The 13,646-nt window shown below is 72.5% G+C and carries 13 protein-coding genes, 1 other RNA gene and 1 pseudogene; 5 read left to right on the plus strand and 10 right to left on the minus strand.

Going from position 1 to position 13,646, the window contains the following annotated elements:
- The first annotated feature begins 38 nt into the window (after window positions 1-38).
- The gene (locus IE118_RS02440; RefSeq protein ID WP_189555542.1) at window positions 39-1,085 is read left to right on the plus strand and encodes a Gfo/Idh/MocA family protein; all 1,047 of its coding nucleotides are present in this window, start codon (window positions 39-41) and stop codon (window positions 1,083-1,085) included.
- On the opposite strand, the gene IE118_RS02445 is transcribed toward IE118_RS02440, so the two are convergent.
- From IE118_RS02445 to IE118_RS02460, 4 genes are all read right to left on the minus strand, one after another.
- The gene (locus tag IE118_RS02445) at window positions 1,072-2,715 is read right to left on the minus strand and encodes an alkaline phosphatase D family protein (RefSeq protein ID WP_189555543.1); all 1,644 of its coding nucleotides are present in this window, start codon (window positions 2,713-2,715) and stop codon (window positions 1,072-1,074) included. The genes IE118_RS02440 and IE118_RS02445 overlap by 14 nt on opposite strands.
- A 368-nt stretch (window positions 2,716-3,083) precedes the next feature.
- Window positions 3,084-4,073 carry an aldo/keto reductase gene (locus tag IE118_RS02450; protein WP_189555544.1) on the minus strand — a complete coding sequence of 330 codons (990 nt, stop codon included), beginning with the start codon at window positions 4,071-4,073 and terminating at the stop codon, window positions 3,084-3,086.
- Between the two features lie 63 nt (window positions 4,074-4,136).
- Window positions 4,137-4,595: a pyridoxamine 5'-phosphate oxidase family protein gene (locus IE118_RS02455; RefSeq protein ID WP_189555545.1), complete on the minus strand. Its 459-nt coding sequence runs from the start codon at window positions 4,593-4,595 to the stop codon at window positions 4,137-4,139.
- 52 nt (window positions 4,596-4,647) lie between these two features.
- On the minus strand, window positions 4,648-5,631 hold the full coding sequence (locus tag IE118_RS02460; protein WP_189555546.1) for a DUF1731 domain-containing protein: 984 nt from the start codon (window positions 5,629-5,631) through the stop codon (window positions 4,648-4,650).
- 138 nt (window positions 5,632-5,769) lie between these two features.
- Here IE118_RS02460 and IE118_RS02465 point away from each other — a divergent pair, with 138 nt between their 5' ends.
- A complete protein-coding gene (locus IE118_RS02465) occupies window positions 5,770-6,045 on the plus strand; it encodes a hypothetical protein (RefSeq protein ID WP_189555547.1) in 276 nt (91 codons plus the stop codon).
- Window positions 6,046-6,441: 396 nt separating this feature from the next.
- Here IE118_RS02465 and IE118_RS02470 read toward each other — a convergent pair whose 3' ends face one another.
- The 6 genes and pseudogenes from IE118_RS02470 to IE118_RS02495 form a co-directional block, all read right to left on the minus strand.
- Entirely contained in the window at window positions 6,442-7,173 is a 732-nt protein-coding gene (locus tag IE118_RS02470) for a DUF7873 family protein (protein WP_189555548.1), read from the minus strand.
- Window positions 7,174-7,314: 141 nt separating this feature from the next.
- Window positions 7,315-8,223, minus strand: coding sequence for a DUF3800 domain-containing protein (locus tag IE118_RS02475; RefSeq protein WP_189555549.1), 909 nt, complete (start codon window positions 8,221-8,223; stop codon window positions 7,315-7,317).
- Between the two features lie 211 nt (window positions 8,224-8,434).
- Window positions 8,435-8,836, minus strand: an RNA gene (rnpB, locus tag IE118_RS02480) — RNase P RNA component class A.
- 67 nt (window positions 8,837-8,903) lie between these two features.
- Window positions 8,904-9,731: pseudogene (locus IE118_RS34685) on the minus strand (DMT family transporter); the annotation flags it as partial.
- Window positions 9,732-9,750: 19 nt separating this feature from the next.
- Window positions 9,751-10,587, minus strand: coding sequence for an AraC family transcriptional regulator (locus IE118_RS02490; RefSeq protein ID WP_189555550.1), 837 nt, complete (start codon window positions 10,585-10,587; stop codon window positions 9,751-9,753).
- 24 nt (window positions 10,588-10,611) lie between these two features.
- Window positions 10,612-11,181, minus strand: coding sequence for a Uma2 family endonuclease (locus tag IE118_RS02495; RefSeq protein WP_189556055.1), 570 nt, complete (start codon window positions 11,179-11,181; stop codon window positions 10,612-10,614).
- Window positions 11,182-11,353: 172 nt separating this feature from the next.
- Here IE118_RS02495 and IE118_RS02500 point away from each other — a divergent pair, with 172 nt between their 5' ends.
- The 3 genes from IE118_RS02500 (at window position 11,354) to yaaA (ending at window position 13,591) form a co-directional block, all read left to right on the plus strand.
- A complete protein-coding gene (locus tag IE118_RS02500; protein ID WP_189555551.1) occupies window positions 11,354-12,109 on the plus strand; it encodes a MerR family transcriptional regulator in 756 nt (251 codons plus the stop codon).
- Entirely contained in the window at window positions 12,106-12,702 is a 597-nt protein-coding gene (locus IE118_RS02505; RefSeq protein WP_189555552.1) for a hypothetical protein, read from the plus strand. The genes IE118_RS02500 and IE118_RS02505 overlap by 4 nt, the downstream gene beginning before the upstream one ends.
- Window positions 12,703-12,808: 106 nt before the next feature.
- Window positions 12,809-13,591, plus strand: a complete 783-nt coding sequence (yaaA, locus tag IE118_RS02510) for a peroxide stress protein YaaA (RefSeq protein ID WP_189555553.1) — start codon at window positions 12,809-12,811, stop codon at window positions 13,589-13,591.
- The last annotated feature ends 55 nt before the right edge of the window (window positions 13,592-13,646 follow it).

Genomic DNA, 13,646 nt, shown 5'->3' on the forward strand with positions numbered 1-13,646 from the left:
CATGCGTCGACGCAACACGAACAGGGTGGGACGAACGAATGACCGAGCAGAAGACGCGCTGGGGAATCCTGGCGACCGGCGGCATGGCCGCGACGTTCACGGCGGACCTGGTGGACACGCCGGGCGCGGAGGTCGTGGCGGTGGCGTCGCGGTCGGCGGAGTCGGCGAAGACGTTCGCGGAGCGGTTCGGGATACCGCGGGCGTACGGCGACTGGGAGTCGCTGGCGCGGGACGAGGAGCTCGACGTCGTCTACGTCGCCACTCCGCACTCGGCGCACCGCGCGGCGGCGGGGCTGATGCTGGAGCACGGGCGGAACGTGCTGTGCGAGAAGCCGTTCACGCTGAACGCGCGGGAGGCGGAGGAGCTGGTCGCGCTGGCGCGCGGCAACGGGCGCTTCCTGATGGAGGCCATGTGGATGTACTGCCACCCCATGGTGCGGCGGCTGAAGGCACTGGTCGGCGACGGGGCGATCGGTGAAGTGCGGCATGTGCAGGCGGACTTCGGCCTGGAGGGGCCCTTCCCGGCCTCGCACCGGCTGCGGGACCCGGCGCTGGGCGGGGGCGCGCTGCTGGACCTGGGGGTGTACCCGGTGTCGTTCACGCAGCTGCTGCTCGGTGAGCCGTCGGACGTCGCGGCGCGGGCGGTGCTCTCGGAGGAGGGCGTCGACCTCCAGACGGGGGCACTGCTCTCCTGGGGGAGCGGCGCCCTCGCGTCGGTGCACTGTTCCATCGTGGGCGGTACGGCGACCTCCGCGTCGATCACCGGGTCGAAGGGCCGCATCGACATCCCGTACGGCTTCTTCTTCCCGGAGCGGTTCACGCTGCACCGGGACGGCCGTGACCCGGAGGAGTTCGCGGCCGACCCGGCCGACGGTCCCCGGGGCAGCCTCAAGCACGAGGCGGCCGAGGTGATGCGGGCGCTGCGGGCCGGGGAGACCGAGTCGCCGCTGGTACCGCTGGACGGCACCCTCGCCGTGATGCGGACGCTCGACGCGATCCGGGAGCGCGTCGGCGTCCGCTACCCGCAGGAGACCGCGCAGGCGGGCCCCGGGGCCCCGGGGGCCGGGGAGGTCACGCCGGCTTGAGCCCCGGCTCCCCCGCCTCGGTCACGAAGGAGGCGGCGGTCGTGAGCGGCGCGCCCTGCGTGGTGACGCGGGAGACCGTCTTGAAGTCGGCGCGCGCCAGCTCACGGCCGAGGGAGACGGTCGTGTAGCCGCGCAGCCCGCTGTAGAACCGCAGGTGCGGGTTGGCGGCCATGTAGGTCTCCCAGTTGGCGGGTTTCGCGGAGCCGTCGCCGCCGCTGGAGACGGAGGTGGTGACGATCTCCGTACCCACGGTCCTGGAGTCCGGGTCGGAGAAGTCGCGTTTGATGTCGAAGCCGTAGTGCACGTGCACGTCGCCGGTGAGGACCATGAGGTTCTCGACGCCGGCGGCCTGCGCGCCGGCCAGGACCCGCTCGCGGGAGGCCGGGTAGCCGTCCCAGGAGTCCATGGAGACCTTGGACGGCGCGGTCGTCGAGTTGAACCGCTGGGAGAACGTGACCTGTTGGGGCACGACGTTCCACACGGCGTCGGAGCGGCGCCAGCCGCCCACCAGCCAGCGCTCCTGGGCGTCTCCGGTGAGGGTGCGCGTGGGGTCCTCGGAGTCGGGGCCCGGGTACTGCCAGCCGTCGCCGTAGGCCTGGTCGGAGCGGTACTGGCGGGTGTCGAGCACGTCGAACTGGGCCAGCCGGCCCCAGTGCAGGCGGCGGTAGAGCTTCAGGTCGGGGCCGTCGGGGAGCTGGGGCCGCCGGAGCGGCATGTTCTCCCAGTAGGCGCGGTAGGCGGCGGCCCGGCGCAGCAGGAACTCCTCCGGCGGGACGCTGTTCTCCGGGGTGTCGCCGGAGTAGTTGTTCTCGGTCTCGTGGTCGTCCCAGGTGACGACGAAGGGGTGCGCGGCGTGCGCGGCCCGCAGGTCGGGGTCCGTCTTGTAGAGGGCGTACCGCAGCCGGTAGTCCTCCAGCGTCACCGTCTCGCGCCGGAACACCTCGGGTACGGTGCCGGGCGGCTGGGCGCGGGCGCCGGCGACGTCGTTGACGGCGTACTCGTAGAGGTAGTCGCCGAGGTGCAGGACGACGTCCAGGTCCTCTTCGGCGAGGTGCCGGTAGGCGGTCCAGTACCCCTGGTCGTAGCGCTGGCAGGAGACCACGCCGAAGGTGAGCCCGGCGGCCCGGGAGCGGGTGGCGGGGGCGGTGCGGGTGCGGCCGGCCGGGCTGACGAAGCGGCCCGCCCGGAAGCGGTAGTGGTAGACCTGACCGGGGGCGAGGGGACCCGCCTCGACGTGCACGGTGTGGTGGAACTCGGGGTGGGCGGTGGCCTTGCCCCGTCTGACGACACGGCGGAACCGCTCGTCGAGGGCGATCTCCCAGTCGACCGTGACGCGCCCCGCGGGGAGTCCCCCGTCGGCCTGGTAGGGGTCGGGTGCCAGCCGGGTCCACAGCAGGACGGAGTCGGGGTGCGGGTCGCCCGAGGCGACGCCGAGCGTGAAGGGGTCGTCGGTGATCCGGGCGGTGTCGAGTTCGGCGGCGGCCGCGGTGCCGGTGCCGGGCACGCCGACCGCGAAGGCGAGCGCGGCGGCGGCGCCGGTCACGGTCAGGAACCGGCGTCGGCCGATGTGCCGTGCGGCGGCGCGGAGTTCGGGGTGGTGCTGGTTCCGGCGGAGCTCGGGTGTCGTCATGCGTTCCTCCCCTGGCATGTGGCTGCGAGGGGAATTGGAGTGCGCCGGGACGACCTTGCACGGACGCGTACACAGCATCCGGATGACGGTCACATGAGTTTCGGGGGCACCGGGGCCGGGACCGGCCCGCGGCACGGAGAGCTTCCCCATACGGAATTCCGCGATCCGCCCTATTGCGGCCGGTAACGGACTTGTGCTCAACTCTCCTACACCAAAGCTTCACACATGGAGTGGGCGTCTTCCGCAGGCCATGTCCAGGGGGGAGGCGGCAGCCGTTCCACACCGCCGGAGGGGGTGGACCCCGCGCGGAAGCGCGGGTACGCACCGGCGGGTGGAACGGCTGCCGCGCCAGACGTCCGCCCCGGCGGCTACCCCCCGGCGAGCACGCGCCCCACCTCGGCCATCCGTGCCGCGTCGAGCGGCCCCTTCTCCAGCGCCCCCGCGTTCTCCTCGGCCTGGGCGACCGACCGGAAACCGGGGATCGGCACGGTGCGCGGGCTGCGCGCCCAGAGCCAGGCGAGGGCGCCCTGGGCGAGCGTGCGCCCGTCGGCGGTGAGGACCTCCCGCAGCGCCTCGACGCGCGCGAGCCATTCCGGGTCCGCGCCCGTCCCCGCCCCGAAGCCCCGCAGCCAGACCGGCGGCCTGGCGCGGATGTCCCCCTCCTGGAGCGGCGCCCGGCCCGCGTGCTTGCCGGTGAGCAGGCCCATGGCGAGCGGACTGCGGTTCACGGAGGCGAGGTCCGCCTCCTCGCACAGCCGGAGCATCGCGGGGGCGTCGTCGAGCACGTTGAGCGCGTGCTGCACGGCGGTGCAGTGCGGGCCCTCGGCGAACACGGCGGCACGCTCCGGGTCGTCGGTGCTCCAGGCGTACGCCCGGATCAGCCCTTCCGCGACCAGGTCCTCGCAGGTGTCGCGCAACCGGGCCGCGCGCTCGGGGTCGGCGTCGGCGATGTGCAGTTGGTAGAGGTCGACGCGGTCGGTGCCGAGCCGGCGCAGTGAGGCGGTCAGGGCGCGGCGGAGGTGTTCCGGCGAGTCGTCGCTGCCGGTGAGGGTGCGGGTGTCCGGATCGAAGACGTTGCCCCACTTGGTGGCGACGACGACCTCGTCCCGGCGCCGGCCGAGGGCCCGGCCGAGGACCCGCTCGCTGTGGCCCGTGCCGTAGACGTCGGCGGTGTCGAAGAAGGTGACGCCCAGGTCGAGTGCGCGCCGCACGGCCCGCACCGACTCCTCGTCGTCGACCTTCCCCCACCCCAGCGGCTGCCCGTCCGGGCCCTGCCACTCCCCGCCGATGGCCCAGCAGCCGAACCCGACGGCACTGACCTCGATACCGCTGCGCCCCAGTGTGCGTGTGGTCTCCATGGCCCCGGACGTTATGAGTTCGAGCGCACGCGAACACAAGCCCTGTTCGGTGAGTTCGCCGCCCTAGCCTTCGACGTCGAGGGCCGTCCCGTACAGCCGGTCCACCTTGAGACGGACGACCAGCCGGCGTTCGGCGACCAGCTCCTCGAGGAACGCCTGCTCGTCCTCCGGCCGGGCGGCCTCCGGGACCATGCCGAGCAGCTCCCGCCCGACCTCGTCACCGGGCACCGTCGTGACGTCGGTCAGCTCCGCCTCTCCCTCGGCGACGGCGAACGACCACACGTCACCGCCCTGCACGTGCAGCGCGGCCCGCGGGTCGCGGCGCAGGTGGGTCACCTTGATCCGGTCGGCCGTGGTCGAGAACCGCACGATGCGGGCCTCGGGGTCCCAGCTGTACACCATGGTCGTCATGTGGGGATGGCCACTGCGCTTGACGGTGGCGAGCGTGCCGAACTGCTGCGTGCCGAGAAGGTCGGACAGGGCGTCGTCGGACAGGAGGCGCGGGCCGGGTCGTTGACTCATGCTCTGCTCAACGCCCTTGCTTCATAAGGGATTCCACCTTCGAGCCACGCGATCATCGCGTCCGGGTGGCGCGGGGCGGGGTGCCCGCGCCGGGCCGTACGGAGCGGCGACGCCGCACCAGGTCCCGGGCAGCCTCCGGCCAGGCCGGGTGGGTGAAGCCGAAGCCGGCGTCGAGCAGCCGCCCGGGGACCACCCGCCGGCTCTTGAACAGCAGCTCGGTGTCCGTACGCAGCGCGAGTGCACCCGCCTCGGCCATCCACCGCGTCGCGGGCAGCCCCACCGGCATGCGCCACGCCCGGCGCAGGCCGCGCATGAACGCACGCTGCGGCAGCGGCCCGGGAGCCGCGAGGTTCACCGGCCCGGCGAGGTCCTCGCGGTCGACCAGGAACTCGACGGCGCGGACGAAGTCGCGGTCGTGGATCCACGACACGTACTGCCCGCCGCCCGCGACGGGCCCGCCCAGACCGAGCCGGGCCAGCCACGACAGGACGTCGAAGACGCCACCCCGGTCGGGGCTCATCACCATGGCGGAGCGCAGGGCCACCTTGCGGGTGTGCGGGGTGTCGGCCTCTTCCTGCTCCCGTTCCCAGCACCTGGCGATCTCGACGCTGTAGGACCAGTAGTCCGGCACGTCCGGCTCCGTCCCGCCGATCACGCCGGTCGCCTCGTCGTGGGGCGCGTCGAAGCGGTGGGCGTAGACGGTGGCGGTGCTCATCTGGAGCCAGACCCGCGGCGGGCGCACCGCGGCACCGATCGCGTCACCGACGACGCGGGTGGACAGCACCCGCGAGTCCATCATGGCGCGGAGGTTGGCGGGCGTGTACCGGCAACTCACGCTGCGTCCCGCCAGGTTGATGACGACGTCGCTGCCGTCGATCTCGCCGGCCCACTCCCCCGCGGTCGCTCCGTCCCAGTACACCTCACCCGGCCCGGCCGGCCGCCTGGTCAGCACCACGACCTCGTGCCCGGCGCCGCTCAGCGCGCGGTTGAGGACGCTTCCCACCTGCCCGGTGCCGCCGGGAATCACGATCTTCATCAGCCCCGCCCTTCGTCGGGCCTCACCCTACACAGCTTTTGAACGTGTTCAAATGCGCGCTCCGACGTGCCACCATGGCGGTACAGGGGTCCGTCACCCGCACACCGACGAGCCGACCACCTCGAGCGAGGAGCCAACATGGCCACCGCGTCCACCGCGTCCGCCGTATCCGCGGACAGCCCCGCGACCCTCTACGGGCCGGTCTCCCTCGTCTTCGGCACGGCAGGGCTGCTCGCCGCCGTGTTCGCCGGGCTGCTCGGCATCGGGATCCCGCTGCTCCTCGGCAGCCTGGCCGTCACGTTCGCACTGCTCGGGCTCGGCCGGGGGCTCCACCGGGTCTGCTGCGGCGTCGGATTGACCACGGGATGCCTGGGCCTGCTCTACCCGATCCTGCTGGCCGCGGCCTGGGCATGACGTGGCGGAGCCCGGGAGTCGTATCCAGCTCCCGGGCCCCTGGGGTTGCCACCCACGTGCGCACGCCGGCGGCGTTTAAGAGGACGGATCAGTCATCATGCCGTCGTGTTCTTCCTTTGAACTACCGCGCCGTGCAAGAGGCGCAGGCGAGAGTCGAACTCGCATCCGACGGCGTTCGTCCGTCCCCGGTCGAACCGGCGATCGGCGGCGATGCTGAGACTGGAGCGAGAGTCTGAGATTGACCGCGGCCGCCGTCTCGGCGAACCGCGCATTCAGGCTGAACTTCAGTGTCAGCTTGCGCTCCTGGCGCGCACCGGTCCTCAATCCGGCCCGCGCCCCGTAGCGCACCCCCGCGCTCGCACGCGGGGGCGATCATGATGGTGACGTGCCGCCACGTCAGCCGAACAGGTACCCGAACACCGCGTCGCCGACCCGCCGGTCGGTGACCTCGGCCCCGTTGGCCTCCTCACGGGCGAACTTCACCGCCTGCTGGAGCTTCTCGACCCGCTCGGCGAGCTCGTTGACCCGCCGCGCGGGGAGCGCCCCGGAGAACTTCACGGTCGTCCAGTACCCGATGGGCACGTCCTCGTAGTACACCTCGACCTGCGCCGGGTGCTTCTCGGTCGCCTCCGCCTTGACGTGGTTGCGCGGCACCTTCTTCGTGCGGATGGTGCGCACCGGGTCCGTCTTCCACCAGTCCGTGGACGGGTCGTGGGACCAGGACTCGGCGGCGTCGAGGGTGGGGAGCTTCTTGACGAAGGTGTGCAGGTCGGTGAGCTGCTTCTCCAGGAAGAGCAGGTAGCTGACCGGCACGTCGGCGACGATCGTCCGCCCGTCGACGGTGACGTCCGCGCGGGCCGCGCAGTTCGCCCAGTCCTTGGTCGCGGTCACGTCGAACAGCCGGGTCAGCGAGGCGGCCATCTCCCGCAGCACGTCCTCGCCCTGCACCTGCACCCGCGTGGACTCGGGCGGCAGCTGCTCGCCCTCCTCGTCCTTCGGCTGGTACGTGCGCGAGATCCCGGCCAGCAGCGCCGGCTTCTGCACCTTGGCGTGCGCGGCGTTGATGTCCTGGAGCGACTTGCTCTTGACACCCTTCTCGACCGCGATGATCTGGTTCAGCTTCGCCATGTCGCGTTCCCCCCTCTTCGAACAGCAGGAACACTCCCACAGGGATCACGATCACCGCACTCGGTTTTCCGCACGGCACCGGGGACACCGCCGCCGTCCCGGCCGCTTCACCGTCCCCGGCCGGCGGGCCGGATCGTGCTGTCAGGAATCGGTCGCGGCGGGGGCGGCCGGCTGCTGCTGGGCGGGGATGAGGCCCGTCGCGGCGGGGGCCGGCGCGGCGACCCGGAAGAGCTCCGCGGCCGATCGCCCCCGGCGGCGGTCCGACACCACGACCCCGCCCGTCCACTTGCCCGTCGCGGTCCGGTACCGGTGCTGCAGCTCGCCCACGCGGGAGCAGTGCCGTTCCCTTATGGCCGCGTAGGCGGGATGGCAGTGGGTGTTCCAGGTCAGGTCCTCGGCGTAGGTGGCGCAGGCCGCCGGGAAGAGCACGGCGGAGACGAGCAGGTCGGCGACCTGCAGCCCGATGTGCGAGTCGCTGTGCCCGAAGACGGGGGATTCCACGACGTGCGGCATCAGGTCGCCGCCCGCCCGGAACTTCCGGGTGGTGACGCAGTGGACGTTGTCGACGTTCTTGCTCTTCGTGCGGCTGTCGAGGATCACCACGCCGCGATCCTCGCGCTCCGCGAGGAAGTGCTCGAAGTGGGCACAGAGGGAGGCGACCGAGGAGCCGTACATCGCGTCCTCCACGTTGACGACGCCGTCCTGCTTGACGCAGATCTTCGCCAGCACCCGGCAGCCGTGGCGTTCCAGCATGGTCAGCAGCTTGTCGATCAGACCATGTGCCAGGCGGACCTGGTTGCGGTTGCCGTTGCGGAGGTGGCCCCGGATGTCCGAGCCCTTGATCTCGGTACGGATGACCTCGCTCAGCTTGACGGCGTTCCGCAACGTGGGGCGGAACTGCTTCTTCAGGGCGATGAAGTCCCAGGTGAGGGCGCGCAGTGCGGACTCTTCGACGACGATGCCGCCGATCACCATGACCGGCGGCGCTTCCGGTGTGGAGGGGTGGACCGTCTGGCCGTCTCCGGACTCGTCGACGTAGCACAGGTACAAGCGCCCCTCCGGCGGAAACAACTATGGCCGCCCCGGATTCCTTGCGGGGCAGCCATAGGGGTTGCTGCGCTGGGCGCAGCCTTGTTTTGGTTCTGCGCCCAGCCTAGGACGCCACCCTGCACACACGCAACTACACCCTGTTACTTCACCGAGAGTCATTCGGGAGGCGGGCGGCGGGCGCGCCCGGAGGTGTCGGGGCACGGGAGAGCGGCAGACGAGTCGGGCTGTACGCCGGGTTCTGTTCCGGCGGGTCCTCGCGGGCCCGCCGGCGACGGCCATCCATCTAGGACCGGTGTTGCCACCGGCCTCGTGCGGTCTACCCGCGGACTCGGGCGGGCAGCCCTCGAACGTCCGCGCAGAGACGCCGGGGCGTCTCCTCTTGACCTTGCTCCGGGTGGGGTTTACCTAGCCGCCTGAGTCACCTCAGGCGCTGGTGGTCTCTTACACCACCGTTTCACCCTTACCCGGCGCCGAAGCGCCGGGCGGTCTGCTTTCTGTGGCACTGTCCCGCGGGTCACCCCGGGTGGCCGTTAGCCACCACCCTGCCCTGTGGAGCCCGGACGTTCCTCGGGAAGTCCCGTGAGGGACTCCACGCGGCCGCCCGCCCGGCTCGTCTGCCGTGTCGACCATGATACCGGGCGTGAGCGGGGCTTCGGCGCGGTGGCCGTGGCCAGGACCGAGCCGGTGAGGATCAGCGCGAAGGCGGCCAGGACGGGACCGGTCAGGGGTTCGTCCAGGAAGAGGGCTCCGGCGGCCACGGCGATCGCCGGGTTGACGTACGTGATCACCGAGGCGCGGATCGGGCCGGCCTCCTTGATGAGTTCGAGGAAGGCGACGAAGGCGATCGCCGTGCAGACCACGCCGAGAGCGGCCAGGGCGGCGAGCGTCCCGGCCGGGGGCAGGGACGCCGGACGGGTCAAGGCGGCCGCGGGGGCGTATACGAGGGCGGCCAGGGCGAGGCAGGGCGTGATGAGGTGCAGCGTGGGGACGTCCTTGAGGTAGCGGTCGGCGATCAGCGGGGCGGTGGCGTAGCCGACGACCGTGACCAGGACCTCCGCCAGGGACAGGGCGTCGCCGCCGGCCAGGTGGGGGACGGTGAGGACGCCGACGCCGCCGAGGCCGAGGGCGAGGCCGGTGACACGGCGGGCGCCCAGCGCCTCCGCGGCGCCGAAGAAGCCGGACAGCAGGACGCCGACGATGGGCACGCCCGCGATCAGCAGACCGGCCGTGGAGCTGGAGAGGTGACGCTCGGCGTCCGTCAGGGTGTACCAGGGGCCGACGATCTCGATGACCGCGAACGCCAGCATCGGCTTCCAGTGGGTCCGTACGTTCCGGGCCAGGCCCCGTTGCCGCAGGGCGAACGGGAGCAGGAGCAGCGCGCCGAGGGCGCAGCGGGCGAAGACCACCGCCGACGGGGACATCTCGTCCACCGCCACTTTGATGAGCAGGTAGGGGATGCCCCAGACCACTCCCATCAGGGAGAACAGGAACCAGCCGCGTGCAGTCATGCGGTGAGTGTCGGCCCGTTCAGCGTGCGGCGTCTTGAACGCTGTTGCGGTACGCGGCCGGGGTCACCCCGAGGACGCGGCGGAACCAGCGGGTCAGGTGCGCCTGGTCGGCGAAGCCGACGAGGCCGGCCACTTCGGCGGGGCGCAGCCCGGCGTCCAGCAGCGTGCGGGCCCGGATCACCCGGTACTGGGCGAGCCAGGCGTACGGCGGCACCCCCATCGTCGTGCGGAACGCGCGGAGCAGCTGGTAGCGGGAGAGGCCGAAGTCGGCGGCGAGCGCGGCGAGGGAGGGCGGGGCGAGCAGGTCGTCGGCGAGGCGGTCGCGGACGGCGAGGGCGAGGGGGCCGGCGCCGGGCACGGCGTCGCCGCCCGCGCGGGACGTGGAGTGGCGGCGGGTGAGCGCGGTGAGCAGCCAGGGGAGGCGGGACTCGGCCTCCAGGGGGTCGGGGTGGGCGCTGAGGTCGGTGTGGGCGTGGCGCAGGGCGGCGGCCAGTTCGGGGTCGTGGAGGACGGGCTCCCGGAAGTGCGGGAGGCCGCGGTCGCCGGGGGTGCCGTCGGTGAGGAGGGCGGGGGCGGCGTAGAGGGCCCGGTAGGAGTAGCCGTCGGGGGACGCGGGGCCGCCGGTGTGCATCTCGCCGGGTTCGAGGACGACGATGGTGCCCGGTCCGGACACGATGCGTCCGCCCCGGTAGGCGATGGTCTCCAGCCCGCCGATGGTGACCCCGACGGTGAACTCGTCGTGCGCGTGGGGGGCGTACTCGTGCCGGCTGAAGCGGGCGGTGAGCAGGTCGAGGGGAGGACCGCACCGGCCGAGCCGTGCCCTGGTCCAGCGGGCCTGTTCCCTTGCGTCCGTCACCGCTCACCCCCCGCCCACAGGGGATCAGAGGAAGTCGGCGGTGTCCAGATCGAAACCGAAGGGCTCGGGGAGGGACAGCGGCTTGCCCAGGGGGCGGGTGCGGTGCTCCCGGTAGTCGTCCCCCTCAGGGTCGCTGAACAGCGTGATCGAGGAGGCTTCGCGGTCGACGAGGAGGTAGAGGGGAATGCCTCCAAGGGCATAGCAGCGACGCTTGGCGCTGCGGTCCGCCTGCGGCTTCGTGGAGGTCACCTCCAGGACCAGGGCGACGCCGTCGCAGGGCATCCAGGAGTCGGCTCCCCGGTAGAGGCGCAACGATGTGGGTGCGAAGGTGCCGTCCGGGATGGCGTGGTTCTTCGGGCAGGCTCCACCGCTTTTCAGCCTCAGGCCCTTGTTCCCGGAGAACTGCATGTCGGTCCGGGACTTCCTGATCACCTGCGTCACGATCAGCCCGATGCAGTCCTCGTGATCCCCGTCCGGCGGCGGCGTCACAACGATCTCCCCCTCGATCAGCTCGGCCCGGAAGCCCTCCGGGGTCTCCAGGGCGAGAAAGCCCTCCAGCAGGACGTCCGCCTGCGAGAGCGGCTCATGGGTCATGGCAGTCATGTCACGCCCCTCCTTCTGTCGCTCGCCAGACTGGGACATCCGCTGATCACCTGACCGTGGAATCGGGGACCTTCCCTCGATCGTGGCACACGACCCCAACCACCGTCAGGCGCCACGGCCGACCGCTTGACCCTGTCGCGGCGTCAACGTTTCTACTGGTGGCATGCGGATCGGAGAGCTTGCCGCGGTCGTCGGGATCACCACGCGCGCGGTGCGGCATTACCACCAGCTGGGGCTGCTGCCGGAGCCGGAGCGGCTCGGCAACGGGTATCGGGACTACACGCTGCGGCACGCGGTCGTGCTGGCGCGGGTGAGGCGGCTGACGGAGCTGGGGCTGGGGCTGGCCGAGGTGCGGGACGTGCTCGCGGACGACGCGGGGAAGGACCTCGTCGAGGTGCTGACGGAGCTGGACGAGGACCTGGCGCGGCAGGAGGAGGCGCTCCGGGAGCGGCGGGCTCGGCTGCGGGGCCTGCTGGAGTCGGCGGACGGGCTGAGCGCGGAGGGGCCGGTGTCACCGGAACTGGCGGCGCTGTTCAAGGAGGTGGGGCCGGTCGACGGCTCGGCCATGGCGGCCAAGGACCGTGAGCTGCTCGCGCTCATCGAGACCTCGGCGCCGCCGGAGGAGCGGCGGCGGATGATGGAGCTGATCGGCGGCGCGGTGGGCGCCGCGGGCGGTGCCGAGCGGGCCGTGGGCCTGTACCGGCTGCTCGATGCGCTCGCCGGGGTCGAGCCGGACGACCCGCGGGTGGAGGAGGCCGCGCGGGAGCTCGCCGGATGCGTGCCGCCGGAGCTGGTGGCGGAGGGCGCGGACTTCGACGAGGAGGGCGGTTTCCTGCGGGCCTTCTACGCCGACTTCGCACCGGGTCAGGCGGAGGCGATCCGGCGGGCGCTGCGGATCGCCGCGGAGGGCGGGCCGTGAGGGCGGCGGTCCGGGTGGGGCGGGCGCTGGTGCGGCACGAGGCGCGGCTGCTGGTGAGCCTGGCGCTGTGGCTGGCGCGGCGCACGCACGGGACCGGCGGTGGCGGTACGGCGTTCGGGTACGCGCGCGGGCAGACGGCCGTGATGTTCGGGTTCGCGTTCGTGTGCGTGGTGGAGACGGTGGCGATGTCCGTGCTGCTGAGCGACTGGCCGACGGTGCACGCGGTGGTGCTCTTCCTGGACGTCTACACCGTGGTCTTCGTCGTCGCGCTGCACGCCGCGTCCGTCGTCCGTCCCCACGTGGTGGACGGGGGCGCGCTGCGGGTCCGGCGGGCCGTGCACGTCGACCTGCGGATACCGGTGGAGCGGATCGCCGCCGTCCGGCGTGAGCTGCGCACCACGCACGAGCCGTCGGACGGCGTGCTGGACGTGGCCGTCGGTGCGCAGACCAACGTCACGGTCGAGCTGACCGGGCCGGTCACGCACGTGACCCTCTTCGGCGGCCGCCGCGAGGTCCGCGTGGTGCGGCTGCACGCGGACGACTCCGACGGGCTGGTGCGCGCTCTGGCCGCCGGGCGGCCGGCCCCGCTGTGAGACCCCTCCCGCACCGGCCCCTCCTGCGCCGAGGCACCGAGGCACCGAACCGGACGTTCCGGCACACGCCGTACCCTGGCTGACGGGTTCGACCGAAGGAGTACGTGTGCTTGTCCTGCTGCCGCCGTCCGAGGGCAAGGCCGCTTCCGGCCGCGGTGCCCCGCTGAAGCCCGAGTCGCTGTCCCTGCCCGGGCTGGCGGCCGCGCGGGAGACGGTGCTCGACGAGCTGGTGGAGCTGTGCGCGGCCGACGAGGACAAGGCGCGCGAGGTGCTGGGGCTGAGCGAGGGGCTGCGGGGCGAGGTCGCGAAGAACGCGGCGCTGCGCACCGCGGGGGCCCGGCCGGCCGGGGAGATCTACACCGGGGTGCTGTACGACGCCCTGGACCTGGCGACCCTGGACGCGGCGGCGAAGCGGCGGGCGGCGGCGTCACTGCTGGTCTTCTCCGGGCTGTGGGGCGCGGTCCGGGTCACCGACCGGATCCCCTCCTACCGCTGCTCGATGGGCGTGCGGCTGCCCGGCCTCGGGGCGCTGGGCGGGTTCTGGCGCGTGCCGATGGCGGAGGTGCTGCCGGAGGCGGCGGGCAGCGGGCTCGTCCTGGACCTGCGGTCGGCGGCGTACGCGACGGCGTGGAAGCCGAAGGGCGAGGTGGCCGGGCGGACGGCGACGGTACGGGTGCTGCACGCGCCGACCCGGAAGGTGGTCAGCCACTTCAACAAGGCGACCAAGGGCCGGATCGTGCGGAGCCTGCTGACGGCCGGGGCGGCGCCGAAGAACCCTGCCGGGCTGGTGGAGGCGCTGCGGGACCTCGGCTACGAGGTGGAGGCGACGGCCCCGGCCAGGGCGGGCGCGGCCTGGGCGCTGGACGTGCTGGTGAACGAGGTGCACTGAGTCCACCCCTTATCGCGTTGCACATAACGCAACGTGCTTTGCGAAGGATGCATCG

Origin of the sequence: Streptomyces pilosus (assembly GCF_014649835.1) — a bacterium.
GTDB lineage: Bacteria > Actinomycetota > Actinomycetes > Streptomycetales > Streptomycetaceae > Streptomyces > Streptomyces pilosus.

Bases quoted from the DNA above. Each gene is read 5' to 3' on its own strand.
- IE118_RS02440 (WP_189555542.1), top strand. From the start codon at position 39: ATGACCGAGCAGAAGACGCGCTGGGGAATCCTGGCGACCGGCGGCATG.
- IE118_RS02495 (WP_189556055.1), bottom strand. From the start codon at position 11,181: ATGACCCATGAGCCGCTCTCGCAGGCGGACGTCCTGCTGGAGGGCTTT.
- IE118_RS02450 (WP_189555544.1), bottom strand. From the start codon at position 4,073: ATGGAGACCACACGCACACTGGGGCGCAGCGGTATCGAGGTCAGTGCC.
- IE118_RS02465 (WP_189555547.1), top strand. From the start codon at position 5,770: ATGGCCACCGCGTCCACCGCGTCCGCCGTATCCGCGGACAGCCCCGCG.
- IE118_RS02445 (WP_189555543.1), bottom strand. From the start codon at position 2,715: ATGACGACACCCGAGCTCCGCCGGAACCAGCACCACCCCGAACTCCGC.
- IE118_RS02500 (WP_189555551.1), top strand. From the start codon at position 11,354: ATGCGGATCGGAGAGCTTGCCGCGGTCGTCGGGATCACCACGCGCGCG.
- IE118_RS02455 (WP_189555545.1), bottom strand. From the start codon at position 4,595: ATGAGTCAACGACCCGGCCCGCGCCTCCTGTCCGACGACGCCCTGTCC.
- IE118_RS02470 (WP_189555548.1), bottom strand. From the start codon at position 7,173: ATGGCGAAGCTGAACCAGATCATCGCGGTCGAGAAGGGTGTCAAGAGC.
- IE118_RS02460 (WP_189555546.1), bottom strand. From the start codon at position 5,631: ATGAAGATCGTGATTCCCGGCGGCACCGGGCAGGTGGGAAGCGTCCTC.